This is a genomic window from Moellerella wisconsensis ATCC 35017 (genome assembly GCF_001294465.1).
In the GTDB taxonomy this organism is placed as follows: domain Bacteria; phylum Pseudomonadota; class Gammaproteobacteria; order Enterobacterales; family Enterobacteriaceae; genus Moellerella; species Moellerella wisconsensis.
Genome location: NZ_LGAA01000027.1, coordinates 54,690 through 80,387, shown reverse-complemented (window position 1 = coordinate 80,387; position 25,698 = coordinate 54,690). Strand labels below are relative to the sequence as shown.

Sequence of the window (25,698 nt, the reverse complement as noted above, 5' to 3'; positions counted from 1 at the left end):
ACTAAACTTAGTAGTTCAATATGACGATAATAAAAAAACGATATCCTTGGCTGTTTTTCCGTCGGCCACCATCTATCTGTGGCATCGTAGTGTTATTTTGGGGCTGTCTCTTCTTTAGTTCGACCCTCATTGCAGAATCCTTTTCGTCGGGAGTTTTTGCGCAAGCGGTGATGCCCGACGTGTTGGAAGAAGATACGTGTTCTTTTTCTACTCCAGAAGTGACCTATCCGTATGCCCAATTACATGCCAGTCTCTTTCAACGCGATAACCAGAAGCCCCTTCCCCTCATCACGCAAACTTTGTACATCAGCTGTTCTCAGCCGATAGACGGGATGCGTATATGGGTTAATGATATGGCCGCGAGCAGTGTGACGGACGGCGATCCGACGCATTTTGGTCTAGGGCAGGTTAATGGGCAGGGCAGTTTAGGGTATTACACCGTGACGTTAGCGAACGCGCAGGTGGATGGCGAATCTGTTTCGTTATACCAAAGTCCCGATGAAACAGGAATAGGGCTACCGCAGTCTTCTGTCATCTTGCAGTCAGGTCAATTTCACGGCTGGGCGACACCCGCCGGTGCCCTCGCCAGTGGACAACAATTCACAGTTACCTTAACTATCTCACCCACATTGAACAGTTTGGCTGACACCCATGGGCCATTAGTGGATGGTGCCGAGTTGAATGGGGATTTAGCACTGCGTGTTTCTTTTGGTCTTTAGCCCTTTGCGCGACACAAATATTAGGTGTATTTCCCTGATAAAATGGACTTTTTCAATTGATTCTCGACATTAAACGAGGGCTATCGCGATGATATCCATCAAACCGCGGGTACGTTGGCGACATGGTTGGATGATTGGTGCCTTTTTTTCCGTGGCACAGGCGCACGATAATGCGCCTGTTGAAGCGACTATGAGTACTTCCGACTCAACAGCCGCCAGGCAGACTCAACCGCAAGCCGTATTATCAAAGACGGTTTCTTCTTCGACGGCATCGACTATAGACTTTGATGTCAGTGCATTAAAATCCTTGGGGTACGGCGCGGAAGTCGCCGATTTTTTCAAATACAGTAGCCAATTCTTGCCTGGGCAGTATGACGTGACGATGGTGGTCAATGGCAGCTCTCGTTACCCGGCCAATATCATGGTAGGGGAGACTGGTCAAGTGTGTTTTACGCCTGTCTTGCAAAAGATGCTGAAGTTAAAAGCGGTAGCAATGGATGATGCGGCTACCGCCTGTCCCGATATTGTCACCTTCTACCCGTCTGCCCAAGTCACCCCGCATCCAAACACGTTTACTATTGACTTGTTGGTGCCTGAAACGGATTTTGACCCACAATTGCGCGGTGATGAACTGACCTACGGGGGCTTTGCCGTCTTAAGCAACTACCGTCTTTACGGGATGCAAATGAAAGGGGTCGATACGCAGCACTTTTATCAAGGGCAGTTTGAATCCGGAATGAATTGGCACAACTGGATGTTACGCAATAATAGCAGTGTGTCCGCGGGGCAAAACAGCACGCAATATCAGTTTAATGAAACCACGTTAGCTCGCAGCATTGCGCCATGGCGGTCGATGGTACAACTGGGGCAAATAAATACCCAAGGCAATTTATTTGGTGGGACGCCATTGGATGGGATACAGCTGTATTCCGATGCCAGCTTACAGACAAGCAATACGCTCGTGGTGCCGATTACCGGTGTTGCCGAATCCCCCGCGACGGTGGAAGTATTGCAAAATGGCCGTCTGTTGTACCGAACACTGGTTCCGGCGGGACCGTTCTCGTTAGACCGCATTAACGGAGTGGTCAGTGGTCAACCCCTGCAAGTGATGGTACTGCAAGATGATGGTCGACAACAACAGTTTAGTGTGGTCACCAACACGCGTGCCTTAGACCAAATCATGAGTGAGCCGACCTACCAAGTGGCGGTCGGGCAATACCGTCGACGCTCAGGGAATGACAACATGGACACTCCACTGATAGCCAATGTGGAAGGCGGGGCTCGTTATCATCACACCGATTATTTGGCCGGGATGCAGATGTCTAACCGCTATCAATCGGTGGGAGGACGCCTCTCCCGCCAGTGGGGCGAGCAGGGTCGGATTAGCAGTAGTTTAGGGGCGCAATATTCTCGCAATGAGGACAAGCAGGGGCAGCAATGGGATGGCAGCCTTAGCTCTGGGTTAGGACCGCTCTCGTTGGGTGTCTCCAGTTTATACCGGACACGGGACTACCCGACACTGGAAGAGACATTGCAAAAATCCGATACGGAGATAGAGAGTGATAGCGCGACGGCGCCGTGGTGGCAAAAAAGCAGTGAAACCCAAACGGCCAATTCCGTGTCAGCCAGTATTGGTAATGCTCAATGGGGGCGTTTAAGTTATGCCTTGGGATATAACCATTATTACGGGAATAAATCCGATACCGTGTTACACACGGTCAGTTATGCTAAACGCATCGGAATTGTGTCCCTCAATACCAGCTTGCAAGGGGGCAATGACCGCGACAATCGGTTATTTGTGAATGCGTCTGTACCACTGGGACGCAAAGCTTCAGTCAGTATGCAAATGCAGCGCTATCAAGATTCGACTACCTATACCAGCACGCTGAATCATCGACCAAGTAACTTGTGGGGCTATTCAATGGGGGTGTCGCACAATGATGAGCAGACGCGGGTCAATGGCAGCGTTAATGCGACGACTGCGTACAGTCAATTGATGGGCAGCGGTTCGTGGACGGATGAAAACACCCATGCCATGATGTTGTCAGCCTCGGGTGCGGTGGTGTATTCGGATGGCTTGTTGGCCACGTCCGCGGTGCCGCTGGGTGATACTTTTGGCGTGTTACGTGTACCGGGACAAAGCGGCGTACAAATTAATACCTTGGGAGGCGGTACGACAGTGACCAATCACTGGGGCACTGCCGCTATTCCGACTTTGCCTGTAGGCCGCAAAACCACGGTACAGTTGAACACCAAGAACCTGCCGTTGAATGTGCGTTTAGAAACGACTTCGTTTGATGTGGCGGTGGCAAAAGGTACAGTAATTTCACGAGAAGTGTCAGCCACCTTGATGAAGCAATTGCTGCTCAGTATCACCTTAGCGGATGGCACGCCTGCACCCTCGGGCAGCAGCTTAGTGGATGAGAAAGGACAACTGATGGGGATTGTGATGGGTAATGGGAATGCGATGCTGAGTAATGAGCAAATTGGTCAGCCGGTACGATTACGGATGGCGAATCAAGCCGAGTGCTTAATAGATTATCCGGTGCCACCTCACTTTGACCCGAATACATTATATGAAGAGGCTGAGGCGATGTGCCACTGATAAGAAAAGCCGTGTTATGACTCGGCTCACACCTTCATTAGCATATGTGGGATGAGAAATCCCAAATTGAACAATAGAGTAAAATGAGATTGAATAAAATGAACATGATTATTATAAAACGACTACGACAAGGTGTTATTGGCAGCCTGTGCTTACTCAGTGGGCTGGCACACGCGAGTTTTCAACTGGAAACGATGACAGTGATTGTCGATGCGGGAGAGCCGCGCAAAGTGTTTAGTGTGAAAAATACAGGTAAAGAGCCAATTTTATTGTCGACGAAGGTATCTGATATTGAAGGTGGTCAAGCATTAGCTCAAGATGTCATGGTATCACCACCGATTATTCGGATTGAGCCGGAGCAAAGCCAACAACTCAACTTTGTGTTGAAAAAGGGACTTGATTTAACGGATGAAGTGTTGTTAAAAGTCTCTTTCCAAGGGGTTGGCGCGACCAAAACGAATGCTGCGAAAATGCCTATCCGTCAAGATGTGGCGATGCTGATTATGCCGTCAGGAATGAGCGTCAGCCCTACGCCGTGGGATACGCTGAAAGTGACGCAAACCGGCAATATATTAATCTTAAAAAACACCGGCAAGCAAGTTATCCGTTTAGCGCCTAATTTTACGGGGCAACCGGCCGGGCAAGTTTACAGTTTGGGGCAATTTTATTTGCGCCCAGGTGAACAAAAAACGGTTGACGTGAAAGGTGCCTTGAGTGCGATTGATATCTCTCCTCTGAGCCGCTATGGATTTAAGATGCAAAACAATGCGACTATTAAGGTGACGCCTGCAGGATAATCGTCAGTATCGGTGCTCATGATGGGGATGAGCACCGATAAGATTACAGTTATATTCTATTAAAATCATCGATATACCTCTATATCTTTTTTCTTCCTTCTGAAATAAGGAAGCAACTTGACCATTGTTATGTTGTTTTTCTTAACCCTTGCGCAGGTGGAGTATTTTTCAATGATCACGGTGGTGGATTTGAAGATCATTGACACCGTGCTTTTTGCCTTGAAACAAGCTCATACAGGTCAAATGGTGGTGAATAAAAGCAACCAATGTTGGTGTTCACATGGTTTTGAGTTCCGATGTAATAATGGTGAAAAACTGCGTATAACGTTCTCTTTAGATTGTTGTGATTGTGAAGCCTTGAATTTGACTGCAAGTACCGGAGGCTTCTGCGGCGAAAATGTGTAAGCTGTCATATTTGAAGCAGTGAGACATCGCTTCGGTAATCGCTTTTCTTCCAAGTGAGTCTAGTGGTTAACAGACAATCGTTGAATGTATCGAGCCCAATTAGGTTATTTGCCTTTTAGTCAGCTAGGAGAGAAATTATTCTTTTATTTTATCGGTTAGTTACATGAATAAACGAATTTAATCATTACAACAAACCTTGACTTTTCAGAATGGGTAAAATTATTCACGGATACAAAGATGACGAAAGCACTATTAGAGCGATTAGTTCATCATTGTCATATTCTTGAAATAGAGAATGAATCTTATCGTTTTTGATTATAAACCGGTTCGATGTAATCGATAATATTAGCAATTGCCTGATGACGTGTTTGATAACCGCATTATCTAAACAATTTCTTCTGCGACTCATGCTAGAAACGACATTGTGTTCTTTCATGCAACGCTGAAATGCATCACTGGTGTATTGGCCACCCTGATCCGAGTGGAATACCACTTCCCCCTTAGGTTGGCGTTTGTTTACCGCTAAGCATAATGCGCGAGTAGTTAACTCACTATTAGGCGTATCGGAGAATGCCCAGCTAATTATTTTGCGGGAATATAAATCCATAATAACCGCTAGGTAAAGCCGGTCTTGACCTGTACGTATATAGGTAATATCACCCGACCAATACGTGTTTACGCGGTCAGGATTGAATTGTCTGTTAGCCTGTTTGGCGCAATGACTGATAGTTTACCTAACATCGGATAACGGTGTTGTTTAGGGCGTTTAGCAACCAGTTGTAGTGACTTCATTAACTTTCTGATCTTGTAACGGCCAATCTTAAAACTCCATTCGCACAGCTCTGCTGTCATACGTCGAGTACCATAGGTAGCATCCATAATCCGATGGACGTGACGCACTACGGTCTTTAAGCGAATGTGTTCATCACAGATTAGTTTGGGGTTACAACGGGCGTAGAATGTACTACGTCCCACCGACAACAAACGACATACCTGCTTCACTTTGTATCCAGCTTTTTTCAGCTTCAGCGCGACTTACTGCCGTTCATTTCCATGGCGAAAAAGGCTGACGCTTTTTTTAACAGGTCACTGTCACTTTTTAACTGTTTTACTTGGGCTTTCAGTTCCTGAATTCGTTGTTATTCTGGGTTAATAGCAGATGCTTTAGAGGGTATTTCTTTTTGTTCCCCACGATACTGACGCAACCAACGCTGTAATGTGGACAGACCCACATCCATCGCGATCGCCGCTTGTTTAACTTGCTTGTTTAACTTAATAATCCTGGCGGATAACCAGTTCAACACACTCTTGTTTGAACTCTGGCGTAAAGGATTTACGACCCATACTGATCTCGTTAGTTTTGGTTATGATACCTCTAACAAGGTATCTTGGATAATTAGACCCTTATAGATAGAATCGAGTAGAATTCAGTTGAGTTTAAATTTTGAGGAAAGTAGATTTTGCTGATTGTTATAACGCAAAAAGCCTCGCATTTCTGCGAGGCTTCAAAATTTGTGGTGCCCGGACTCGGAATCGAACCAAGGACACGGGGATTTTCAATCCCCTGCTCTACCGACTGAGCTATCCGGGCAACGAGGTGTATTAAACCCGATATTCAGTAGAGCGTCAATAAAAATTATTTAAAATAGTGATTGTATGCGCGTTTTTTCAACGAGTTAGCTAATAATTAATCAAGATGTTTAGCTTGTAAGCATAAAAGTAAAATATAAAATAAGAAATCCCCACCATGATATATTTCCTTGTTAGGAAGCATTGGTGGGGATAACCTAGAACCGCCAGATTAATTAACGATAGCTTTTCTGCGCTTTATTAACCTTAATGAGATAATTACGTGATTCTGCGGCAGGATGTTTAGTTTTCAACGTTTCAAAAACATCTCCAGGCTCCAAGCCATTGATTAACTGTGCGGCACGTTTTTTATCGCTATGGAATACCCTAAGTACGCTGCCGGCACCTCCGTTATAAGCGGTTATTACCGCATAACGCCTTGATGTTGGGTTAGTTATCTCACCTAAATAGCTATTTTGTAAAATAGCTAAATAAGCAGTACCAGTATCAATATTTTTTTCTGGATCAAAAAGATAACTGCGGCTAGGGACGCCAGATTTTCCTTGAGAGCGGAAAACATCTTTACCGGCGGTATTAGGCATAATTTGCATTAGGCCCATCGCGTCGGAGCGACTTACTGCATAAGGGTTAAAACTCGATTCAATTTGCATAATGGCTAAAATTAGCGACTGATCAATACCATATTTTGCAGACGCCTTACGGACATACGGCAAATATTTATGTGCGCGTTTGTCTAAATGATTCGGAACTAATTGTAGAGTAACTGACCACACGACATTTAGCCCAGATTGACGGCGCTGTATTTTTTTATCTATCAGATAATCTGCAAATTTAGTTGCTCGCCATTCCCAACGAATAGGCTCACCGGTATTATCGACAACCTGACCAAAAAGGAATGGCTCTTTGCTGTGGGGAATATTGTTAATATCTGAATAGAGATCAATAGAACCAGGATCGTCACCCATTAATAATGTGGTAACTATGGCTTTTTTCAAATGAGCCGCAGGTTCAATTGATGAAATAGTTTCAATGGTGATGGTACCCGCATCAAAGTTGATATGGCTACGTGTTTGATATTGATCCGTATATTTAACGTAATCTTTAGGTCCTGCAATGAGGACTTCTTTAATCCCCCAAATATTTTCAATATTATGGGCAAATTGCCCCATTAAAATATCAAATCCATTAGTGTCTTTTACATAATTAGGTTCAAACGCGATTTCTTTCTTGTTGGAACAAGATATCAGCAAAGGGATACATAACGTCAGCGCTAATAATTTTTTCATAGGACTCACAACATCTAACAGGGTGTCTGTCAGGTATTAAGTACCTGACAGATCCACAAATTATTCTTCTGGTGGCGTGTAACCGTCAATTTTAATATCGTGACCTTGGAATAGGAACTTTTCCATTTCTTGTTCGAGTAATTTTCTGTCGTCAACATTCATGGTGTTAAGTTTTTTTTCATTGATTAGCATGGTTTGTTTGCTCATCCATTGGCTCCATGCCTCTTTAGATATTTCATTAAATATCTTTTTACCTAATTCGCCTGGATATAACTGAAAGTCTTGGCCTTCAGCCTCACGTTGTAAAAATGTACAAAAAATTATTCTGCTCATATTTATGTCCTCAATAGGCAGGCAGTTAACGCAATTGTTTTAATAAATTTTCTACTGGGGCAGCGAGACCGATTGTCGCGCCACGTTGTAAGTTATACCAAAGTCCTTTATCTTCATCCATCATAGATGAAAACCCCTGAATATTAACCTTTACAGGTATAATATCTAGGTGAAAATGACTAAAAGTATGACGAAAAGCAATTAGTTGCTCCGGTACTTGATGGTCTATTCCTGAATCTGCTAGCCATTGCTGTAAACTTTCTTGGCTTTCGAATTGAGGGAAGGCAAATAAGCCGCCCCAAATTCCTGTCGGTGGGCGCTGTTCGAGCCATACACTATCATCTTGCTGTAAAATCAAAAACCAGCGAGTTTTTTCTGGAAGACTTTTTTTCGGTTTTTTACCCGGATAATCCTGCCAATTACTCCTTCCATGGGCTAGACAACCATATTGTAATGGGCATAGTTCGCATTTCGGTTTACTGCGGGTGCATACCATCGCCCCTAAATCCATCATTGCTTGATTGAAATATTGTACTCCTTCGGCGGGTGTTACTGCGCAGCTAATTTGCCAAAGTTTATTTTCAACCTCTGTTTTACCCGGCCAGCCCTCAATAGCATAACAACGGGCTAAAACTCGTTTTACATTGCCATCCAAAATAGCAAAGTGTTGATTTTGTGAGAGTGATAAGATAGCTCCTGCAGTAGAACGGCCGACTCCAGGAAGATTTAAGACCTCATCGAAATGTGTCGGAAATACACCTTTATGTTGTTCGACAATCATTTGCGCGGCTTTATGTAAATTGCGCGCGCGCGCATAATAGCCAAGGCCGGTCCACAGATGCAGCACTTCATCCAGTGGGGCGGCAGCTAAATCCGTAACTGTTGGAAATCGGGAAATAAACCGTTCAAAATAAGGAACGACAGTGGCAACTTGGGTTTGCTGAAGCATAACTTCAGACAGCCATACATGATAAGAGGATTTTTCACGCTGCCAAGGAAGCGTTTTGCGACCATATTTATGGTACCAATTGAGCACTGCACGAGAGAATTGTTGAGCTTCCATTTGAAACGATATTTTTATCAATTAAGTTAACGCCAATGTTAATGATTGCAACATAGACCAGAACAACTGTAAACCGCTATTAATGCTTGGGTTTGTAAATATACTCGGATTTCATCATGCATACTTGCTCAAGGTTTGCTAAACTCCATGCTTCTTTGGGGGCAGCGCATTATTTATCGTATCACTAAGCCCTCCGGTATACCGAACTTATCAAATTATATTGATACAGGCGTAGTGTGTAATTGCATAGCTGTAAGCTATAACTCGTACTGTGATGGGCGTAGATAAGAATAATGATTCTTTGCGCCGCTAATTTTGCTTTATTGGCTTATAGCCAGAGCAGAGCCGATTAATTCTTAATGTTTCTATTATTATGATCAATAACGTCATTTCCCCAGAATATAATGAAGAAGGCCGCGTTATTCGCCGCGTTCGTAGTTTTGTCCGTCGTCAAGGGCGCCTAACAAAACGTCAGGAAGATGCACTAGAGCAAGTATGGCCGGTTATGGGTATTGAATTTGAACCACAACCGATGGATTTCGCCTCTATTTTTACCAATAATAATCCAGTCGTTTTGGAAATTGGTTTTGGTATGGGGACGTCATTGGTGACCATGGCGGCACAAAATCCAGATAAAAACTTTTTAGGTATTGAAGTACATGCTCCAGGAGTAGGCGCATGTTTAGCGGATGCTGCTGAAGAAAACGTTCAGAATTTAAGGGTTATGTGTCATGATGCTATCGAAGTTTTAGATAGAATGATCCCGGATAATAGCTTGTATATGGTGCAGTTATTTTTCCCTGATCCATGGCATAAAGCGAAGCATAATAAACGTCGAATTGTACAAGTTCCTTTCGCTCAAAAAATATTAAGCAAATTGTCGCCTGGCGGAGTTTTCCATATGGCGACCGACTGGGAACCTTATGCTGAACATATGCTCGAAATTATGAGTAGCGTAGAAGGCTACCAAAACCTTTCTCAGCAGGGGGATTATGTTGATCGTCCTGCGTCTCGCCCAGTAACAAAATTTGAAAAACGGGGCCAGCGGTTAGGGCACGGTGTCTGGGATTTAATGTTTAAGAGGATTAACTAATGGCTAAACAGCGTAGTCGTCGTTTACGTAAAAAACTTCGTATTGATGAGTTTCAAGAACTGGGTTTTAGCGTAAAGTGGAGTTTTGCTGAAGGTACATCAGTAGAAGAAATTGACAGTGTAGTAGATGCGCTGATCCTTGAAGTTATTGAGCCTCAGGGCTTGGCTTTTGACGCAAGTGGTTATCTGAGCTGGGAAGGTTTAGTCTGCCTTCAAGGGATTGGAAAATGTACTGAAGAGCACAGACAATCCGTAAATAACTGGCTAACAGCAAAAGGCTTGAAAGACGTAGAAACATCAGAACTTTTTGATGTTTGGTGGGAATAATCACTACATTTTATCGCTTTTAAGTGAATAGTTTTAAATAAATAGTTATTAAATAAAGGCACCGTAATGGGTGCCTTTATTTTCTGGGGTGATTTCATTGAGTACATCGTTTTCTAATCAATTATTGTCCGATATTTTAGAAAGAGTGCGCCCTTTGATAGGTCAAGGTCGTGTTGCTAGTTATATTCCTGCACTGGCTAATGTCGCCCCCGATTCTTTAGGTATCGCGGTTTGTACGGCAAACGGTGATATTTTTCAAGCGGGGGATGCTGAACAACGATTTTCGATTCAATCGATATCAAAGGTATTAAGTTTAACCTTAGCGATGACGCGTTATGAGGAAGATGAAATTTGGCAGCGCGTTGGAAAGGAGCCTTCAGGTTTACCGTTTAATTCTCTGATTCAACTAGAAATGGAGAAAGGAATACCGCGTAATCCGTTTATTAATGCGGGAGCAATTATTATTGCTGATATGCTGCAATCTCGTTTAAGTGCCCCTAAACAGCGCATGTTAGAATTTGTACGTAAAATGTCTTGCCAACCAGACATTCGTTATGATGATGTCGTGGCAAAATCAGAAATGGAGCATTTAAGTCGTAATGCGGCGATTGCTTATTTGATGAAATCTTTTGGGAATTTTGAAAACGAAGTGATTTCAGCGCTAGAAATTTACTTTCATTATTGCTCATTAAGTATGAGCTGCGTTGAATTAGCGCGCTGTTTTACTTATCTTACCACCCATGGCATTGGCTATAGTGATAGCAAAGCTATTATTCGGCCGCAACAAGCTAAACAAATCAATGCGTTGATGATGACATGTGGTATGTATGATGGCTCTGGAGAATTTGCCTTTCGTATAGGTATGCCGGGGAAATCGGGTGTTGGAGGGGGCGTTGTTTGTGTGGTTCCCAAAGATTTTACCGTGGCGGTTTGGTCCCCTGAATTAGATAAAGCAGGGAACTCTTTGGCGGGTTGCGCTGCCTTAGAATTATTATCCAAACAAATCGGTCGTTCTATCTTTTGAATTTTATGAATAGGCTGGCAAGATAAAGCCCCGTCCGAAATCATCGGAAAGGACTTATTTCAGGGATTTGTTTCAGAGCCTGACAACTTAGCCCAAATATCGAGGGCAAATGATTGAATCGCTGGACCATTATTGGCTAGCAAGCGGGCCAACATATGGCCATTTTTAACAGGTAAAAACTGCCATAATGGCAAATTACGGGAGAATTTATGCTACGTCATACGTTGGTCGCTATTTCTTTTCTGACTTCTGCTAGTGCACTGGCAGCAGATTATCAATGCTCAGTTAACTTTAAAGATGACATCATAGTGACTCCGCAGTCCGTACAAGTGGTTGGGGCAAATGGCGACATGATTATTACGCCTAAAGGTGATGTGACCTTAAATGGCCAAGTATTGAACCTCAATGAGCAGCAAAAGGAAAAAGCGCTGCGTTATCAATCAGTAGTCAGAAATGATTTACCTTGGATTAAACAGCAATCAGAACAAAAATTGGCAAACTCACGCCAATCGCTGGATAAAGTGGTGATTGATGTTATTGGTGAAGATAGTAATGTGCGTAATCGATTAACTAAATTAGAAAGTGATATTAATCGTCAAATAAATCAAGTTATTGAAACGAGCCCTGAGAATCTGACATTCCATCATCAAGCGATTAACAAGCTAGAAGCGCAAGGCAAACAGTTAATGAATGAAAGCCTTGGCGGTATGCTGCAAGACAGTATTAATGAAATGGGTCGCAAGCAATTACTTTCCGGCGGTGATGCCAAGCAATCACTGCAAGGCCTGTTAGGTAATATGGGCGGGTTGCAGCAAGAGTTGGAATCCGAATGGAAGAAGCAAGAAGCTAGTTTTAAAATCTTTGGGCAGCAAGTTTGTTCAAAAGCAGGATTCATAGAACAACAGCGTATTAGCTTAATGAATTCATTAAAATAATGTTGATATTATGGGCGTAATCAGATGTGTTTTAACATTAGCGCCCAAAAAATCTTAATGAAAATCAAAATGAAATTGATTCTTATTTGATTGACTTGTTCCCGTGAGTCTCTAGAATGCTGAGCAGGCTTTTTAAATTACTTCACGGGTGCATTATATGAAAAAATTACTTCCCGCCGTTTTAGTCTCTATTCTGGCTTTTTCTTCCCCTTACGCGTTAAGCTCTGCCGAAACTACATTATTTACACCAAATGCTGTAACCGCTCAATCGGCTGATACATTAACGATTAAACACCTTTCGGGGGAAACTACGGTCCCTAAAAATCCACAAAAAGTTGTTTTATTTGATTTTGGTGTTTATGACTCGATGAATACATTGGGATTAGGTGATAAGGTGGTGGCGTTACCTTTGGGGAATGCCCCTGCATATCTGAAAGATAAGTTACCTAAAAAAATCCAAGATGCGGGGGGAATGAAACAACCTGATCTGGCTAAATTAGCGCAGATCAAACCCGATCTTATTGTGATTACCGGGCGCCAAGGTGCATCTTATGCGGCATTAAGTGAGATTGCGCCTACGATTAATTTGGGAACTGACAGCAAGCATTATTTGGCATCAGTAAAATCTAATCTTCATTTATTGGGCGATTTATATCAGCAACAACCCGCGGTTGATGCCAAGTTAACCGAGTTAGATAAAACGATAGCTAAAGCGCAAGATAAAGCGGCTAAATCAAATAAAAAAGTGCTAGTTTTGCTGCATAATGCCGGCAACTTAATGCCAAATAATCAAAGTGTAGTCTATGATGTTGTCAAAGCACAGCGTGCCGAGTTACCACCACAGACGGCGAGTGAGCAAACTAAGCGTAGATTGGTCGATAGCAAAATGATTGCTCAGGTTAATCCAGATGTCATATTAATTATTGATCGTAGTGAAGCGATTGGTGCCGAGAAGTTGGATAAAGTGAAGTTTGAAGATATTAATGTTCAACAAACTACCGCTTATAAAAACGGTAAAATCACTTATTTACAGTCCGACTTATGGTATTTATCAGGCGGTGGTTTAGTCAGCTTGACGGAACAAGTCAATGCGGTGGCTAACGCGCTCTAATTCGTTACCATTATCTAGTGTTATTCGAATGTTTTCAGTCAATCCAAGATCAGCCTTTCGGCTGATCTTTTTGATTTTTATAATGCACTCTTTAGCCTAATAACATTGAATCTAGTAATAATGTTAGTACTTACTGACGTTTAATTTAAAAATAGCTCTAAAAGTGAGTTTAAAAATAATTTACCATGCTGAGTAATTTGCCACTGGGCTGCGGTTTCCGTGATATACCCTTGCTTTAGCGCTTGATCTAATTGAGGCCGAATATGTGCTTCGGATAAGCCAGTAAAACGCGTAAAATCAGAGCGTTCCATGGCCTCGAGCAAACGAAAACGATTCATGAAATATTCAAATGGCCGATCTTCATCGCTGACCTGGTGGGATTTATCAAGATAGCGACCTTCCATATAGCCTCGCGGATGTTTAACTTTTACAGTGCGTAAAATACGTCCATCAGCAAAAGATATTTTTCCGTGAGCACCGCAGCCCACACCAAGATAATCACCAAAGCGCCAGTAATTAATATTATGCTGGCATTGAAATCCTGGTTTTGCATAAGCAGAGGTTTCATATTGCTGATACCCCGCAGCAGTCAACATTTGATGCCCTTTGGTATAAATTTCCCATAACGCATCATCATCGGGTAAAACTGGCGGTCGTGAACCAAATTGGGTATTAGGCTCTATCGTCAGCTGATACCAAGAAAGATGCGGGGGAGAAAGCTCGATTGCTTGGCGTAAATCAGACAATCCTTCACTGAAAGTTTGTGCGGGTAAACCATGCATCAAATCGAGGTTAAAGCTTCTTAAACCCAACTCTGCCGCCAATCGCGCTGCTTTTTTAGCTTCTTCTGGTCCATGAATTCGTCCCAGAGTGATCAGCTTATCTGAGCCAAAACTTTGTACACCAATAGAAATTCGGTTAATTCCTGCTTGTTGATAAGCATAGAAACGTTCTGCTTCTACGGTGCCGGGATTCGCTTCCATAGTTACTTCAGCTTGAGAGTCCAGCGTAATAATATTTCGTACGCCATCCATCAAAACCTGCATTGATTCTGCACTGAGTAAACTGGGCGTTCCGCCCCCAATAAAGATAGTTTTAACCGTTCTATTGCCTATCAGCTGTGCATCCTGCTGTAAGTCATTGAGAACATGTTGGATATACTCTTGCTGGGGGATCTCTCCCTTGAGTGTATGCGAGTTAAAATCACAATATGGGCATTTCTGCACACACCAAGGAATATGGATATACAGGCTTAATGGAGGAACACTAAGCATTTGCTAACGCATCCAATAACATATCGAGTGCTTGGCCACGATGTGAAATCGCTTGTTTTTGAGGCTGAGTTAATTCCGCCGCAGTACAGCCAAATTCATGGGTATAGAAAATAGGATCATAGCCAAATCCGCCACAACCAGAAGGTGAGTGAGCGATTACTCCGTGCCAGCGTCCATGAAATACTAACGGCGTAGGATCTTCTGCATGGCGCATATACACTAATACACAATTGAATTGTGCCTGACGCTGTTGGTCAGGAATATCTTTCATTGCGGATAATAATTTCTTTAAATTTTGCTCATCGGTCGCATTTTCTCCGGCATAACGTGCAGAATAAATGCCCGGTGCTCCGCCTAAAGCATCGACCGAAATACCAGAGTCATCGGCTATAGCGGGTAATCCGGTAGCCGCAGAGGCATGGCGTGCCTTTAAGATGGCGTTTTCAATAAAGGTCAGACCCGTCTCTTCTACTGAGCTAACGCCCAAATCCGTTTGGGCAACAATATCCATTCCAAAATCAGCCAGTAGGCTAGCTAACTCATTAACTTTACCGGGATTAGCGGTGGCTAAAACAACTTTTTGCATAATAGGGTGCTCTAATTACATGATACCGATAGAGTAAAGAACCGCAGTGATATTCTGGTCTATCATAAGTGAAACATCGAGGCGCAGGTAATTTAGCGCAATCAGTATAAACATGACTATCATAGCGGAGAAATCAAGACCGCCCATGGCTGGAATGATACGACGAATCGGTGCCATCAGGGGTTCAGTCAATTGATAAAGTAGCAGATCAACCGGATTACGCCCTTGGCTTACCCAGCTTAAAATTGCACGGATTAAAATTAGCCAGAAAATTAATTTACCCACATAAGTTAGGAGCAAAATAATTCCCATAGGAATTAATGATAATCCTAATAATGCCATTGTACTGGTTGCCCATAGACCAAAGATAATGCTAGCTAATGCGAGTAGATAAGCGACTAAAACAGTTGAGGTATCAATAGCTCTCATAGCTGGAATAATACGGCGCAGAGGGCCCACTAGTGGCTGTGTAGCTTTGACCACAAACTGAGAGAAAGGATTATAAAAATCAGCTCTTACGCATTGCATCCATACGCGCAGTAATAACACGAAAATATATAGCTGAATAATAGTTGGGATCACAAAAAGTAATGTTTGCATATCACTGCCCTGAAGTTAATTTAAAAAAGTTTTTCCATTTCTTCTGCGCGTTTAATCGCATTTTGCATTGCTGAAGCCACGAGCTCAGGCAAGTGCCCTTCATAGAATGTTGATAATGCTGCTGCGGTTGTTCCACCTTTCGAAGTGACTTGTTCACGTAAAGTAGAAAATGCCGTATCGGGTTGAGATCCTGCTAATGTAACAGCCCCTAATGCAGTTTGCTGGACTAATTCACGGGCTTGCTGCGCTGAAAAACCTAATCTTTCGGCTTCTTGTTGGATAGATTCCATAAATAAGAAGAAATAGGCCGGAGAACTGCCAGATATTGCAATAATTTCATTAATACCTTGCTCTTGCTGGCACCAGATAGTGGTTCCAACGCTTTGCATTAGTTGTTGTGCAAAATCTTTATCTTGCTGGTTGACTTGGGACTCGGCGAATAATCCACTGATCCCTTTGCCAATTAATGAGGGAGTATTGGGCATTATGCGAATCAAACGTAATGAGTCAGAAAGATAATCATGGTAGCGTTTTGCCGGAATGCCCGCAGCAATAGTAAGCACTAACTTGTCTTTGAAATCTACGGATTCTTTTAATGGTTGGCAGACCTCAGCCATCATTTGGGGTTTAACCGCTAATACAATAACGTCGGCATGTTGAGCTACTTGAATATTATCACTTTCGCTATTAATACCATATTGGGTAGCAATGTGATCACGATGAGTCGAGGTTGGTGAACAGGCGGTAATCAACTTGGCGGGATAGCCATGATTAACGAGTCCTGCAATAATAGCGTGAGCCATATTTCCTGCACCAATGAAGGCTATTTTGCGATGTTGCATGGTGTCCCCTAGCTATTGAGCGAATGTAGATTGAATCGTATTTTATCAATAAAACTAGTATTTGAATTGTCGATTCATTGAGAATAGTTTCTTGCGCCAAAAATGGCGGTACCAATTCGGACTAATGTTGAGCCACAATGAATCGCAGCATTCATATCATCAGTCATTCCCATCGATAATGTATCGACAGTTTTATAATTCATTTTCAGTATGTTAAAGGCTTCTGTCATTTTTTGAAAGACAGCAATTTGGCGTTCAAAATCAGATTCCGGCGCTGGAATAGTCATTAGCCCGCGTAATTTTAGCTGAGGCATATTTACAATTTGTTCCGCCAGTTCAGCTACTTGTAGTAATGGAATACCTGATTTACTGGATTCATCGCTGATATTAACTTGAATTAACACATTGAGAGGGGCTTTTTCTGCCGGGCGCTGATCATTTAGTCGTTGAGCGATTTTGACGCGATCTAAGGTATGAAACCAGTCAAAATTTTCAGCCACTAAACGACTTTTATTTGATTGTAATGGGCCAATAAAGTGCCAAACCAGAGATTTGTTATGAGCAAAAGCGTGAACTTTTTCAATACCTTCTTGCACATAATTTTCACCAAAGTGGCATTGTCCAGCATCAATCGCTGCTTGAATGGCTTCAAAAGGTTTAGTTTTGCTGACGGCAAGCAGCGTAATTTCGTCGGGATGACGTCCACAGCTTTCTGCTACTGTAGAAATACGCTTTAAGACATCAGAAATATTTTGTTGAATTGTTGTCATACTAATTTCGTCAATCATTAAAGAAATAAAAGGATTATCGCTAGTTTAAAGCATATTTAGCGTAAACGGCACCTTTGGATGTAAAACAGCTAAAAATTTACTATTTTTTAAGATAGAGTTATAAATTAAGCGATTAACTGAATAAATTTACTGGATATAAGTGAAATTAATGATGGAGGAGAGAGAATCTCTTTTTTGTATCCCAGATGAACAGTGGTACAGACTAATGCGCCCTCTACAGTTAGACCGAGAGGGAATGAGCAATCATATTTTTTCAAGCCAGCTTTCTAAAATAATTACAGCAGATGCAGAGTCGACTTTGCCTTTATCTAAAGCACGAAAACCGCCGCTATCAAATAAATTGGCTCGGGCTTCAACGGTAGATAATCGTTCATCATGTAACTCAATTTGAACGCCAAAGCGACCATGAAGTCGGTTAGCAAATTTACGCGCTTGGTTAGTAACTTGTTGATAGCTACCGTCCATATTTAATGGTAGGCCGACGATAACTAAATCAGGTTGCCATTCTTTGATTATTTTTTCAATTTGGGACCAGTCAGGAATACCATCTTTGGCTTTAAATGAAGTTAGAGCGCGTGCGGTTCTGGTAATTTCTTGACCAATGGCTGCACCGATACTTTTGGTGCCGAAATCGAAAGCGATAATTGTTCTACCTGACATTATGCATGGCCTGCTTGTGGTGAAATCATATGAATATCAATCCCTAATAATGCAGCGGCGGCTTGCCAGCGCTGATGTATCGGTATCGAAAAAATTAATGAACTGTCAGCCGGAACGGTAAGCCAACTGTTATCCATAATTTCTTGTTCTAATTGACCCGTTTCCCAACTTGCATAGCCTAAAGTGACCAATGCATTGGTGGGTTGACGATAACTGCCGAGTGTTTCTAAAACATCTTTTGAGGTAGTCACCATCAGGTCATCACTGAGTTTTAAACTTGAGTTAAAACCTTCAACCGGGGTATGAAGAATAAATCCATGCTCTTCAGCTACAGGGCCACCAGCAATCACTTGAGTATCTAAATTAATAGCTTCATTTCTATCAGCAATACTTATTTCAAGTTTTGCTAGCATTTCAGCGATAGAAAACTCCTCGATCGGTTTATTGATTACCAGACCCATAGCACCTTTTTCATCGTGTTCACACAGATAGACAACTGAGCGACTAAAATAGTGATCAGTTAATGTTGGCATAGCGATGAGGAAATGGTTTTGTAATTTCATAATATTTTAATTAATTTATTCAGTTATATCCTGTGTACTTCAAAGTGAGTTTAGCGCTGTTTGTTTACAATTCTAAAACTATTTCTCTGAAGCACACAGAGGATAAAAATCGAAATTATTAATTTTCAGCCTTATTTTTTAATCGACTCTCAATGGCATCCATCAGCATCGCCATAATTGAAATATCAAATGTTGCTTCAATTTCACGCGCACATGTCGGGCTAGTCACATTAATTTCAGTAAGACGATCGCCAATGATATCCAGACCAACAAAAATCAGGCCTTTTTCTTTCAATTTTGGAGCAACTGCACGAGCGATCGCCCAGTCACTGTCGGTTAATGGTCGCGCTTCTCCACGTCCACCCGCTGCCAGATTACCGCGAGTTTCACCTTGAGCAGGGATACGTGCTAAGCAGTAAGGAACAGGTTCACCATCAACCACTAGAACGCGTTTATCGCCTTGTTTAATTGCTGGCAAATAGTTTTGCGCCATGCAGAAATGGTTACCTTGATCAGTGAGGGTTTCAATAATCACACCGACATTTGGATCATCTTGTTTTAAGCGGAAAATAGATGCACCGCCCATACCATCCAGAGGCTTAAAAATTACATCGCCGTGTTTTTTATGGAATTCACGCAATTGCTTAGCACTGCGAGTAACCAATGTATCTGGAGTTAGTTCAGGGAACCATGCGGTGAATAATTTTTCGTTACAGTCACGTAAACTTTGAGGTTTATTGACTATCAATGAACCCGCTTCTTCCGCTCGTTCTAAAATATAGGTCGCATAGATATATTCAGTATCAAAAGGTGGATCTTTACGCATTAAAATAGCGTCTAAATCGGCTAATGGAATATCTTGTTCGCCAGTGAATTGATACCAATTTTGTGGGTTTTCTTCTACGGTTACGATTTGAGTCTGTGCTCTTGCTTCACCTTGATGCAGATACAGATCTTTCATTTCCATGTAATGAATTTCATAGCCGCGGCGCTGAGCTTCCAGCAGCATAGCAAAACTGGTGTCTTTCTTGATTTTGATGGAGGAAATCGGATCCATCACAATACCCAACTTAATCATTATAGCTCCTTATCCTAAATCGCCTAAACGCACTTGTAATGCCGCAATAGCGGTGAGCGCCGTCGTTTCTGTTCGTAATACTCTAGGCCCGAGTAAAATATCGGTGAATTGATATTTTGCGGTCATAGCAATTTCTTCAGCGGAGAGACCGCCTTCTGGCCCAATGAGCAGCCGTACATCCTTAACTGATGCCGGTAGCGTATTAATACTTTCGGTGGCGCGAGGATGAAGATTGACTTTAAATGCCCCATCGTCTTCTGCGCACCACGTTTCTAATATTTGAATTTCGCGGATGATAGGGATTTGATTACGGCCGCATTGTTCGCAAGCTGCAATCGCAATTTTTTGCCATTGCTGCACTTTTTTAGCTAGTCGCTCTGCATCTAATTTAACACCACAGCGTGCTGAAAGTAGCGGAGTAATAATATTAACACCTAATTCAACAGATTTCTGAATAGTAAATTCCATTTTTTCACCGCGAGAAATCACTTGTCCCAGATGCAAGTTAAGTGGAGATTCACGGTTATCTAGTGTTGAATCAATAATTTGGACACGAACTTCTTTTTTAGATGATTCGATGATTTCTGCTGAAAAAATATAATTACTACCATCAAACAGTTCGAGTGCTTGCCCCTTAACCATTCGTAGGACTCTACCGACATGGTTAGCTGCATCATCGCTCAGAGAAATTGTAGTATTAGCTTGTAATGGCTCCGGGTGATAAATGCGTGGAATTCGCATGAGTTTTTCCTTATGAGTACCGGGACTGAATGTTGTTGATGATAAACTCGTTAGACCACAACACTAGGTTAAATGAGTGATTGTCGAGTGTTTAATGATTCTATAATGAATAGTCAGTGATTTATAGTAGCCATAAATTATAGCAACAGAATTTGTTTTGTTATCGGTCTCAATGGTTATTTTTGTGTCAGTCTGAAATTATTTTTTGACTTGTATTACGGTATAATTTTGTGGTTATATTATTTATTGTATTTCTATAAGTTCATTTTAGGGCTAATTTTAGATATTAATTTTAAATTTTAAATTTTAAATTTTAATTCTCAATATTATATTAGTGCATTATCAACTATAATGAATATATATTTTATTCAATAAATGCTTTTGTTAATAAATGACGAGTATATAACTATATAAAGTTAATTAAAACACTCCTATTTTTAATAAATATAAGTTAATTCTTGTTTTTTATTATTTAGTATATTGTTTTTTTATTTAACAGATTGCAATCAATTTATTTTTGTGTTGATGATTAATTATTTTCAATATACATCAAGTGAATTTTAAACTAGCTTAACTGTAAGTTATAAAAAAGGATTTAATTAAATGAAATGGAATTTTATATTAGATATAATTATAGAATTTATTTATTGCTATTCTTATTTGGTTTTGTTTTATGCTCATGATTTTATTATTGTTTTATTTGGTGGTATTGATATCTCCATTGATGCTGCTAATTTGACAATAGATAGAGCAGTTGAAGAAAAAAATAATATCATAAATATTTCATTATCTTTTGAACGATTAGAGGTTATTATAGCACTAGGCTCTGTAATAATATTACCTATAATTATGTTGTTATTATTGCATTATATTCCACAACGGCTGTTTTCTATGCCAACTATTAATATGAGTTATAAATATTTATTTCCTGTTTTTTTTATTTTTATCGGATGGGTTTTATGGCATGAAAAAAATAGTATTACCTTATTTTTCTTGACGTTTTTTTTCTTGCTTAGTATTACTTTAGCTATAATTGATATTAAATTATTATTATTACCAGATATATTAACATTTTCTTTATTATGGGGAGGATTGATTTTTCAATTATTAATTCCACAAGGTAATATTGCTTTAGGTATCTATGGGGTTCTTGCAGGATATTTATTGATGCTATTTATTTCCTCGATGATGAACTGGCACTATCAGCAGCCACAATTAGGTCATGGAGATTTAAAGCTAATTGCCGCTTATGGCGCGTGGTTAGGGGTGTTAAAACTGCCTTATTTACTGTTAGGGGCGGCAGTATGTGGAATTATTCATTATTTATGGCTCTATTTTAGATTTCAAAGAAGATCGGCAGCGATTCCCTTTGGACCATCAATCGTGCTTAGTGGATGTTACTGGTTACTCATTGATACTTATTGGTGATCACTAAGTTGATCAAGGTATTTCTTCCATCGAGAGTGATCACCGAGAAAATCAGCTAATGCAATAGGTTGTAATTCGCCACTCTGATCGGATGGAATTAAATGATCAGTTGATGAAGATCCTATTAATAAGGTAGGAAAACCTGAAGAGCCAGATCGATTTAATAAATCACGACTGAGATCAACATGCCGCTGAGTGGGCTTACCGTAAAAATGATTAAAATTAGTGATAAATTGTGTTTTATCGAGACCTATTTCTGTCGCGATAGAAAACAAAACTTCATTTTCACTAATACGCCGTCCCATTACATAGTGAGCATGCTGAATAGCTTTTAGCATAGCAAAATCTTGTTGTGATTGTTTTCCGGCGGCTAAAATTGCAGTGATTGGTGGAGCGGAGTCAAAAGTTAGATTATTTTCAGATAACATCTGGCGATATGCAGCAGTAAATGGTTGCCCTGTAATCGCAGCAATACGTTGATCTGATTTTATTATATGTTGACGAAATGAATCGTTGATCAACAGCTTGCGATCATTTGCTAACATTCCACCAGCATGTAATTCAAGTTGGATCGATGAATGCTGCGCCGCTATTTCAAGGAGTGGTTCAGCGCCATAACACCAACCACACAGTGGATCATAAATATAAATGAGTTTGAGCATATTATTGTCCATTAATTCTAATTTACCTCTGATTATCTATAAATGAAAATTGGGAGATCATTTTGTGCTGGAATGAGCTTAATGATTAATTTATTTAAGTTAGCGATTAAATTATTCGATAAATAAGCCACTAAATAAGCCACTAAATAACAGGCCACTAAATAACAGAACTGTTCAGTAATAGAACTATTCAGTAACAGAACTATCATAGTGGCCATATCAAAGAGATTCATATTAATAGACTGATAAATTAGATATCAATTATTGTGGCCAGGTCAATTCACCTTTAATTACTTTAGCACTGAGCTCCAAACTAGAGACATCTTCTAATTGTGGATATTTATGGGTCATTTTTTGGATAGTTTCGGCGGCATTACGACTATTGGCTGCTGTATTTTCAAAGTCATTAAGGTACTGTAACGTAAAGTTAACGCTAGCAATATCTAACGTAGATTTACCAGTAAAATGCCCCGGAACAATAATTTGCGGGTCCAGTTGTTTAATCGAAGCTAATGTATTTTTCCAATATTGGCGTGATGCGCTTGTTTGAGTATCTGCAATCCAAACGTGGATATTATCGGAAACGATAACACCACCAACAACAGCCTTTAAATCAGGGATCCAAACAAATGTACGGGCAGGATCCTCGCCATTTATTCCTTGAATAATAATAGGCTTTCCTTCAATTGAAAAACTATTACCCTCAAGAGCTTCAGGGACAATTAATGATGCTGGAGCTTGCTCTTTAAGAATGCCGCTCCAATAAGCCAGTTTGCTATCTTTGCTGGCTTTAATAGCATTAACTGTGGCTGGGCTAGCAATCACTTTGGCGTCAGGGAAGGCTTTAGTTAGTGTTTCTAAGCCAAAATAATAATCTGGGTCAGAATGACTGATATAAATAGTAGTCAGTTTTTTATTCAGTTGTTTGATTTTATTTACTAATGCTTCAGCATCATTATTTTGAAATTGAGCATCAATTAAAACAACTTCATTTTCACCACTAATAATTTCAGAAGATACGGGAAAAATACTATTATTCCCGGGATTATAGATCTCTAGTTTTAATGCTGCCGCCGAGGAAAATTGACTGGCAGTCATTAGCAGGCTAGCAGCGACAAATAATTTAGTTAATTTCATTAGATTATCCTGATTGAGGTATTTATTTATCTCTTGGGATCAGAGATAACTTTATAGGGTGAAGGCTATTAGCCTGTATTGATGAGATGTATATTAAATTGCAATTAAAGAAAGAAAAACGGCATAATTGACAATTGTTTGTTGCATAAATCGGACATATTAAATGGATCGGATCACCGCAAATCAGGTATTTATTACCATTATTGAACAGGGAAGCATGGTCGCTGCCGCGGATAAACTCGAGATGTCTCGAGCGATGGTGACACGTTATTTGGCGGAAATGGAAGCGTGGGCAGGAGTGCGATTAATCAACCGCACCACTCGTCGGCTTAGTTTGACTTCGGCCGGTGAGCAGGTTTATCAGCAGGCACTAAAATTAAATTTATTGGCCCAATCTTTACCGGTTCAGCAAGATAAAGGTGCGACAGCCCTCAGTGGATTAATTCGTATTAGTTGTTCCCAATCGATAGCGAACAGTGCATTATCTCGGGCAATTAGCGACTTTTTACTGCTTTATCCCCAAATGATGATAGATTTACAAATCAGTAACAAAGTAACTAATTTGGTTGAAGATCGAATTGATCTAGCGATCCGTATTACTAATGATTTGGAACCTAATTTAATTGCTAGGCCGTTATCAACCTGTCACTCGGTTATTTGTGCTTCACCAAGCTATTTTGAACATAGAATCTTGCCGACGGAACCTGCACACTTAGCCATGATGGATTGCCTAACTTACAATTTCTTTGGACGTAGCATTTGGCTGTTTAAAAAGCAGGGAGAATCGTTCTCAGTTCCTGTGCAAGGACGTTTAAGTGCTAATGAATCGACATTTTTAGCTGATGCAGCCCGCTATGGTGCTGGTATTGCTATGCAACCCTATTATTCAGTTGCCGAGTATTTAAATTCAGGCGAACTGATCCCTTTATTGACAGATTACCAGCCTCAACCTTTAGGTATTTATGCAATTTATACCAGCCGCCAAAATATGCCGGCCACCTTGAGGGTACTATTAGATTATTTAGCCGATTGGTTTGCCCATTCTAAATATTGGCAGCAATTAATGAGTAAGCGCTTGCTTTAGTTGGGTACCAAGCTGTTGCAGGGTTTTATTTAGGCAGTCATGAAATGCTGAGATTATTTCATAAGATGGGCGATGTAATGGTGTGATCAGGCTGACAGTAAAGGGGATCTCGTAGCTAAATGGGCGGATCACCAGTTTTCGGTGATCTTGTTGATAGAAATCTAAGGCAGTAAACGGATTTACGATAGATAGTCCAATGCCTTGTTGTACCATCGCACATATTGAAGCGGCAGAATGTGTTTCCATAACACTTTTACGCATGACTCCATGCTGGCTAAAAATACGATCGATTATTTGTCGGTAGCTATCGGTTTGTGATAAATGAATAAAGCGTTGCCCTGAAAAATCCTCCGGTGTTAGCTGAGGCTTATTACAGAGAGGGTGCTCGGCGGGTAGCACACAAACTTCATTTAAGCTGATTAAACTAATACGTTCGGTACCCGGCGGCGTTTGTAAATGCTCAGTAAGCCCAAGATCGTAGCGTTGGGCAGAAAGCCATTCTTCAAGTAGTGGTGATTCTTGCGGAATAATCGTTAGATTTAATTCAGGATAAGTGGCCATGAAATGGTGGCAAACTTGGGGCAACAAAGATTGTGCAAATGCAGGTAAGCAGGTTATTGATAATTCAGAATGTTCAAATTGTCGGATAGATTCAGCCGCATTTTTGATACGCGCTAATCCATAATAAGAGCGTTCTACCTCTTCAAACAAGCGTAATCCCTGTACTGTCGGGTGCAGGCGTCCTTTTATCCTATCAAATAATTTAAATTGCAGTAGATATTCCAACCGAGCCAATTCGCGGCTGATCGTCGGCTGAGATGTGTTCAGCAACTGCGCAGCTTCAGTCAAGTTTGGCGCGGTCATAACGGCTTTAAATATCTCGATATGGCGCCAAGAAAGTTGTTGCATGGTTTTATTCCAACCTATATCAGAAATAAATAGACTTTAGCAAAATGGATATTTTT

At 41.0% G+C, this 25,698-nt stretch carries 28 protein-coding genes, 1 tRNA gene and 2 pseudogenes; 12 read left to right on the top strand and 19 right to left on the bottom strand.

The window, feature by feature from the left end:
* The first annotated feature begins 332 nt into the window (after positions 1-332).
* From M992_RS14075 to M992_RS15520, 5 genes and pseudogenes are all read left to right on the top strand, one after another.
* Positions 333-719, top strand: a complete 387-nt coding sequence (locus M992_RS14075) for a hypothetical protein (protein ID WP_134473756.1) — start codon at positions 333-335, stop codon at positions 717-719.
* 88 nt (positions 720-807) lie between these two features.
* Positions 808-3,324: a fimbria/pilus outer membrane usher protein gene (locus M992_RS14070; RefSeq protein WP_082335447.1), complete on the top strand. Its 2,517-nt coding sequence runs from the start codon at positions 808-810 to the stop codon at positions 3,322-3,324.
* A 98-nt stretch (positions 3,325-3,422) separates the two neighbouring features.
* Positions 3,423-4,121, top strand: coding sequence for a fimbria/pilus chaperone family protein (locus tag M992_RS14065; protein ID WP_248842534.1), 699 nt, complete (start codon positions 3,423-3,425; stop codon positions 4,119-4,121).
* Positions 4,122-4,343: 222 nt separating this feature from the next.
* Positions 4,344-4,523, top strand: a pseudogene (locus tag M992_RS15690) (IS3 family transposase); the annotation flags it as partial.
* Positions 4,524-4,622: 99 nt separating this feature from the next.
* Positions 4,623-4,841, top strand: a pseudogene (locus tag M992_RS15520) (ATP-binding protein); the annotation flags it as partial.
* Here the strand turns inward: M992_RS15520 and M992_RS15685 are convergent.
* The 7 genes from M992_RS15685 to mutY form a co-directional block, all read right to left on the bottom strand.
* Complete coding sequence (locus tag M992_RS15685; RefSeq protein WP_390892507.1) at positions 4,750-5,172, bottom strand: DDE-type integrase/transposase/recombinase; 423 nt, start codon at positions 5,170-5,172, stop codon at positions 4,750-4,752. The pseudogene M992_RS15520 and the gene M992_RS15685 overlap by 92 nt on opposite strands.
* A 29-nt stretch (positions 5,173-5,201) precedes the next feature.
* Positions 5,202-5,528: an IS3 family transposase gene (locus M992_RS15165; protein WP_134473747.1), complete on the bottom strand. Its 327-nt coding sequence runs from the start codon at positions 5,526-5,528 to the stop codon at positions 5,202-5,204.
* 137 nt (positions 5,529-5,665) lie between these two features.
* Positions 5,666-5,827, bottom strand: coding sequence for a hypothetical protein (locus M992_RS15160; RefSeq protein WP_156317264.1), 162 nt, complete (start codon positions 5,825-5,827; stop codon positions 5,666-5,668).
* 214 nt (positions 5,828-6,041) lie between these two features.
* Positions 6,042-6,117, bottom strand: a tRNA-Phe gene (locus tag M992_RS14055).
* A gap of 214 nt (positions 6,118-6,331) precedes the next feature.
* The gene (mltC, locus tag M992_RS14050; protein ID WP_053909154.1) at positions 6,332-7,402 is read right to left on the bottom strand and encodes a membrane-bound lytic murein transglycosylase MltC; all 1,071 of its coding nucleotides are present in this window, start codon (positions 7,400-7,402) and stop codon (positions 6,332-6,334) included.
* Positions 7,403-7,462: 60 nt separating this feature from the next.
* Positions 7,463-7,735, bottom strand: a complete 273-nt coding sequence (locus M992_RS14045) for an oxidative damage protection protein (protein WP_053909153.1) — start codon at positions 7,733-7,735, stop codon at positions 7,463-7,465.
* Positions 7,736-7,760: 25 nt separating this feature from the next.
* The gene (gene mutY / locus M992_RS14040; RefSeq protein WP_053909152.1) at positions 7,761-8,798 is read right to left on the bottom strand and encodes an A/G-specific adenine glycosylase; all 1,038 of its coding nucleotides are present in this window, start codon (positions 8,796-8,798) and stop codon (positions 7,761-7,763) included.
* 373 nt (positions 8,799-9,171) lie between these two features.
* On the opposite strand from mutY, the gene trmB reads away from it, so the two are divergent.
* From trmB to M992_RS14015, 5 genes are all read left to right on the top strand, one after another.
* Positions 9,172-9,891 carry a tRNA (guanosine(46)-N7)-methyltransferase TrmB gene (gene trmB / locus M992_RS14035; RefSeq protein ID WP_053909151.1) on the top strand — a complete coding sequence of 240 codons (720 nt, stop codon included), beginning with the start codon at positions 9,172-9,174 and terminating at the stop codon, positions 9,889-9,891.
* Entirely contained in the window at positions 9,891-10,217 is a 327-nt protein-coding gene (locus tag M992_RS14030) for a YggL family protein (RefSeq protein ID WP_047255389.1), read from the top strand. The genes trmB and M992_RS14030 overlap by 1 nt, the downstream gene beginning before the upstream one ends.
* Positions 10,218-10,314: 97 nt before the next feature.
* Positions 10,315-11,241, top strand: a complete 927-nt coding sequence (gene glsB, locus M992_RS14025) for a glutaminase B (protein ID WP_053909170.1) — start codon at positions 10,315-10,317, stop codon at positions 11,239-11,241.
* A 209-nt stretch (positions 11,242-11,450) separates the two neighbouring features.
* Entirely contained in the window at positions 11,451-12,176 is a 726-nt protein-coding gene (locus tag M992_RS14020; protein WP_053909150.1) for a DUF2884 family protein, read from the top strand.
* A 157-nt stretch (positions 12,177-12,333) separates the two neighbouring features.
* Positions 12,334-13,287, top strand: a complete 954-nt coding sequence (locus M992_RS14015) for a siderophore ABC transporter substrate-binding protein (RefSeq protein ID WP_053909149.1) — start codon at positions 12,334-12,336, stop codon at positions 13,285-13,287.
* Between the two features lie 140 nt (positions 13,288-13,427).
* On the opposite strand, the gene hemW is transcribed toward M992_RS14015, so the two are convergent.
* From hemW to rsmE, 9 genes are all read right to left on the bottom strand, one after another.
* Positions 13,428-14,561 carry a radical SAM family heme chaperone HemW gene (gene hemW, locus M992_RS14010; RefSeq protein WP_053909148.1) on the bottom strand — a complete coding sequence of 378 codons (1,134 nt, stop codon included), beginning with the start codon at positions 14,559-14,561 and terminating at the stop codon, positions 13,428-13,430.
* A complete protein-coding gene (gene rdgB / locus M992_RS14005) occupies positions 14,554-15,147 on the bottom strand; it encodes an RdgB/HAM1 family non-canonical purine NTP pyrophosphatase (protein ID WP_053909147.1) in 594 nt (197 codons plus the stop codon). The genes hemW and rdgB overlap by 8 nt, the downstream gene beginning before the upstream one ends.
* Before the next feature lie 15 nt (positions 15,148-15,162).
* On the bottom strand, positions 15,163-15,747 hold the full coding sequence (locus tag M992_RS14000) for a YggT family protein (protein WP_053909146.1): 585 nt from the start codon (positions 15,745-15,747) through the stop codon (positions 15,163-15,165).
* A 20-nt stretch (positions 15,748-15,767) separates the two neighbouring features.
* On the bottom strand, positions 15,768-16,589 hold the full coding sequence (gene proC / locus M992_RS13995; RefSeq protein WP_053909145.1) for a pyrroline-5-carboxylate reductase: 822 nt from the start codon (positions 16,587-16,589) through the stop codon (positions 15,768-15,770).
* A 74-nt stretch (positions 16,590-16,663) separates the two neighbouring features.
* Positions 16,664-17,359 carry a YggS family pyridoxal phosphate-dependent enzyme gene (locus M992_RS13990; RefSeq protein WP_053909169.1) on the bottom strand — a complete coding sequence of 232 codons (696 nt, stop codon included), beginning with the start codon at positions 17,357-17,359 and terminating at the stop codon, positions 16,664-16,666.
* A 264-nt stretch (positions 17,360-17,623) separates the two neighbouring features.
* Positions 17,624-18,040, bottom strand: coding sequence for a Holliday junction resolvase RuvX (gene ruvX / locus M992_RS13985; protein ID WP_053909144.1), 417 nt, complete (start codon positions 18,038-18,040; stop codon positions 17,624-17,626).
* Entirely contained in the window at positions 18,040-18,603 is a 564-nt protein-coding gene (locus M992_RS13980; protein ID WP_053909143.1) for a YqgE/AlgH family protein, read from the bottom strand. The genes ruvX and M992_RS13980 overlap by 1 nt, the downstream gene beginning before the upstream one ends.
* Positions 18,604-18,721: 118 nt before the next feature.
* Entirely contained in the window at positions 18,722-19,681 is a 960-nt protein-coding gene (gene gshB / locus M992_RS13975; RefSeq protein WP_053909142.1) for a glutathione synthase, read from the bottom strand.
* Positions 19,682-19,690: 9 nt separating this feature from the next.
* Positions 19,691-20,422 (bottom strand): 16S rRNA (uracil(1498)-N(3))-methyltransferase, encoded by a 732-nt coding sequence (gene rsmE / locus M992_RS13970; RefSeq protein ID WP_053909141.1) that lies wholly within the window; start codon positions 20,420-20,422, stop codon positions 19,691-19,693.
* A gap of 603 nt (positions 20,423-21,025) precedes the next feature.
* Here rsmE and M992_RS13965 point away from each other — a divergent pair.
* Positions 21,026-21,850, top strand: coding sequence for a prepilin peptidase (locus M992_RS13965; protein WP_053909140.1), 825 nt, complete (start codon positions 21,026-21,028; stop codon positions 21,848-21,850).
* Here M992_RS13965 and M992_RS13960 read toward each other — a convergent pair.
* Positions 21,841-22,512, bottom strand: a complete 672-nt coding sequence (locus M992_RS13960) for a DsbA family protein (protein WP_248842533.1) — start codon at positions 22,510-22,512, stop codon at positions 21,841-21,843. The two genes, M992_RS13965 and M992_RS13960, sit on opposite strands and share 10 nt — an antisense overlap.
* 261 nt (positions 22,513-22,773) lie before the next feature.
* The gene (locus M992_RS13950; protein ID WP_053909137.1) at positions 22,774-23,649 is read right to left on the bottom strand and encodes an MBL fold metallo-hydrolase; all 876 of its coding nucleotides are present in this window, start codon (positions 23,647-23,649) and stop codon (positions 22,774-22,776) included.
* A 163-nt stretch (positions 23,650-23,812) separates the two neighbouring features.
* Here M992_RS13950 and M992_RS13945 point away from each other — a divergent pair, with 163 nt between their 5' ends.
* Positions 23,813-24,733, top strand: coding sequence for a LysR family transcriptional regulator (locus tag M992_RS13945; RefSeq protein ID WP_053909136.1), 921 nt, complete (start codon positions 23,813-23,815; stop codon positions 24,731-24,733).
* On the opposite strand, the gene M992_RS13940 is transcribed toward M992_RS13945, so the two are convergent.
* The gene (locus M992_RS13940; protein WP_053909135.1) at positions 24,710-25,642 is read right to left on the bottom strand and encodes a LysR family transcriptional regulator; all 933 of its coding nucleotides are present in this window, start codon (positions 25,640-25,642) and stop codon (positions 24,710-24,712) included. The two genes, M992_RS13945 and M992_RS13940, sit on opposite strands and share 24 nt — an antisense overlap.
* Between the last annotated feature and the right edge of the window lie 56 nt (positions 25,643-25,698).

Excerpts from the sequence above, each read along its gene's own strand:
- M992_RS14075 (WP_134473756.1), top strand. The coding sequence starts at position 333 with ATGCGTATATGGGTTAATGATATGGCCGCGAGCAGTGTGACGGACGGC.
- M992_RS14070 (WP_082335447.1), top strand. The coding sequence starts at position 808 with ATGATATCCATCAAACCGCGGGTACGTTGGCGACATGGTTGGATGATT.
- M992_RS14065 (WP_248842534.1), top strand. The coding sequence starts at position 3,423 with ATGAACATGATTATTATAAAACGACTACGACAAGGTGTTATTGGCAGC.
- mltC (WP_053909154.1), bottom strand. The coding sequence starts at position 7,402 with ATGAAAAAATTATTAGCGCTGACGTTATGTATCCCTTTGCTGATATCT.
- M992_RS14045 (WP_053909153.1), bottom strand. The coding sequence starts at position 7,735 with ATGAGCAGAATAATTTTTTGTACATTTTTACAACGTGAGGCTGAAGGC.
- mutY (WP_053909152.1), bottom strand. The coding sequence starts at position 8,798 with ATGGAAGCTCAACAATTCTCTCGTGCAGTGCTCAATTGGTACCATAAA.
- trmB (WP_053909151.1), top strand. The coding sequence starts at position 9,172 with ATGATCAATAACGTCATTTCCCCAGAATATAATGAAGAAGGCCGCGTT.
- M992_RS14030 (WP_047255389.1), top strand. The coding sequence starts at position 9,891 with ATGGCTAAACAGCGTAGTCGTCGTTTACGTAAAAAACTTCGTATTGAT.
- M992_RS14020 (WP_053909150.1), top strand. The coding sequence starts at position 11,451 with ATGCTACGTCATACGTTGGTCGCTATTTCTTTTCTGACTTCTGCTAGT.
- M992_RS14015 (WP_053909149.1), top strand. The coding sequence starts at position 12,334 with ATGAAAAAATTACTTCCCGCCGTTTTAGTCTCTATTCTGGCTTTTTCT.
- hemW (WP_053909148.1), bottom strand. The coding sequence starts at position 14,561 with ATGCTTAGTGTTCCTCCATTAAGCCTGTATATCCATATTCCTTGGTGT.
- rdgB (WP_053909147.1), bottom strand. The coding sequence starts at position 15,147 with ATGCAAAAAGTTGTTTTAGCCACCGCTAATCCCGGTAAAGTTAATGAG.
- M992_RS14000 (WP_053909146.1), bottom strand. The coding sequence starts at position 15,747 with ATGCAAACATTACTTTTTGTGATCCCAACTATTATTCAGCTATATATT.
- proC (WP_053909145.1), bottom strand. The coding sequence starts at position 16,589 with ATGCAACATCGCAAAATAGCCTTCATTGGTGCAGGAAATATGGCTCAC.
- M992_RS13990 (WP_053909169.1), bottom strand. The coding sequence starts at position 17,359 with ATGACAACAATTCAACAAAATATTTCTGATGTCTTAAAGCGTATTTCT.
- ruvX (WP_053909144.1), bottom strand. The coding sequence starts at position 18,040 with ATGTCAGGTAGAACAATTATCGCTTTCGATTTCGGCACCAAAAGTATC.
- M992_RS13980 (WP_053909143.1), bottom strand. The coding sequence starts at position 18,603 with ATGAAATTACAAAACCATTTCCTCATCGCTATGCCAACATTAACTGAT.
- gshB (WP_053909142.1), bottom strand. The coding sequence starts at position 19,681 with ATGATTAAGTTGGGTATTGTGATGGATCCGATTTCCTCCATCAAAATC.
- rsmE (WP_053909141.1), bottom strand. The coding sequence starts at position 20,422 with ATGCGAATTCCACGCATTTATCACCCGGAGCCATTACAAGCTAATACT.
- M992_RS13965 (WP_053909140.1), top strand. The coding sequence starts at position 21,026 with ATGAAATGGAATTTTATATTAGATATAATTATAGAATTTATTTATTGC.
- M992_RS13960 (WP_248842533.1), bottom strand. The coding sequence starts at position 22,512 with ATGCTCAAACTCATTTATATTTATGATCCACTGTGTGGTTGGTGTTAT.
- M992_RS13950 (WP_053909137.1), bottom strand. The coding sequence starts at position 23,649 with ATGAAATTAACTAAATTATTTGTCGCTGCTAGCCTGCTAATGACTGCC.
- M992_RS13945 (WP_053909136.1), top strand. The coding sequence starts at position 23,813 with ATGGATCGGATCACCGCAAATCAGGTATTTATTACCATTATTGAACAG.
- M992_RS13940 (WP_053909135.1), bottom strand. The coding sequence starts at position 25,642 with ATGCAACAACTTTCTTGGCGCCATATCGAGATATTTAAAGCCGTTATG.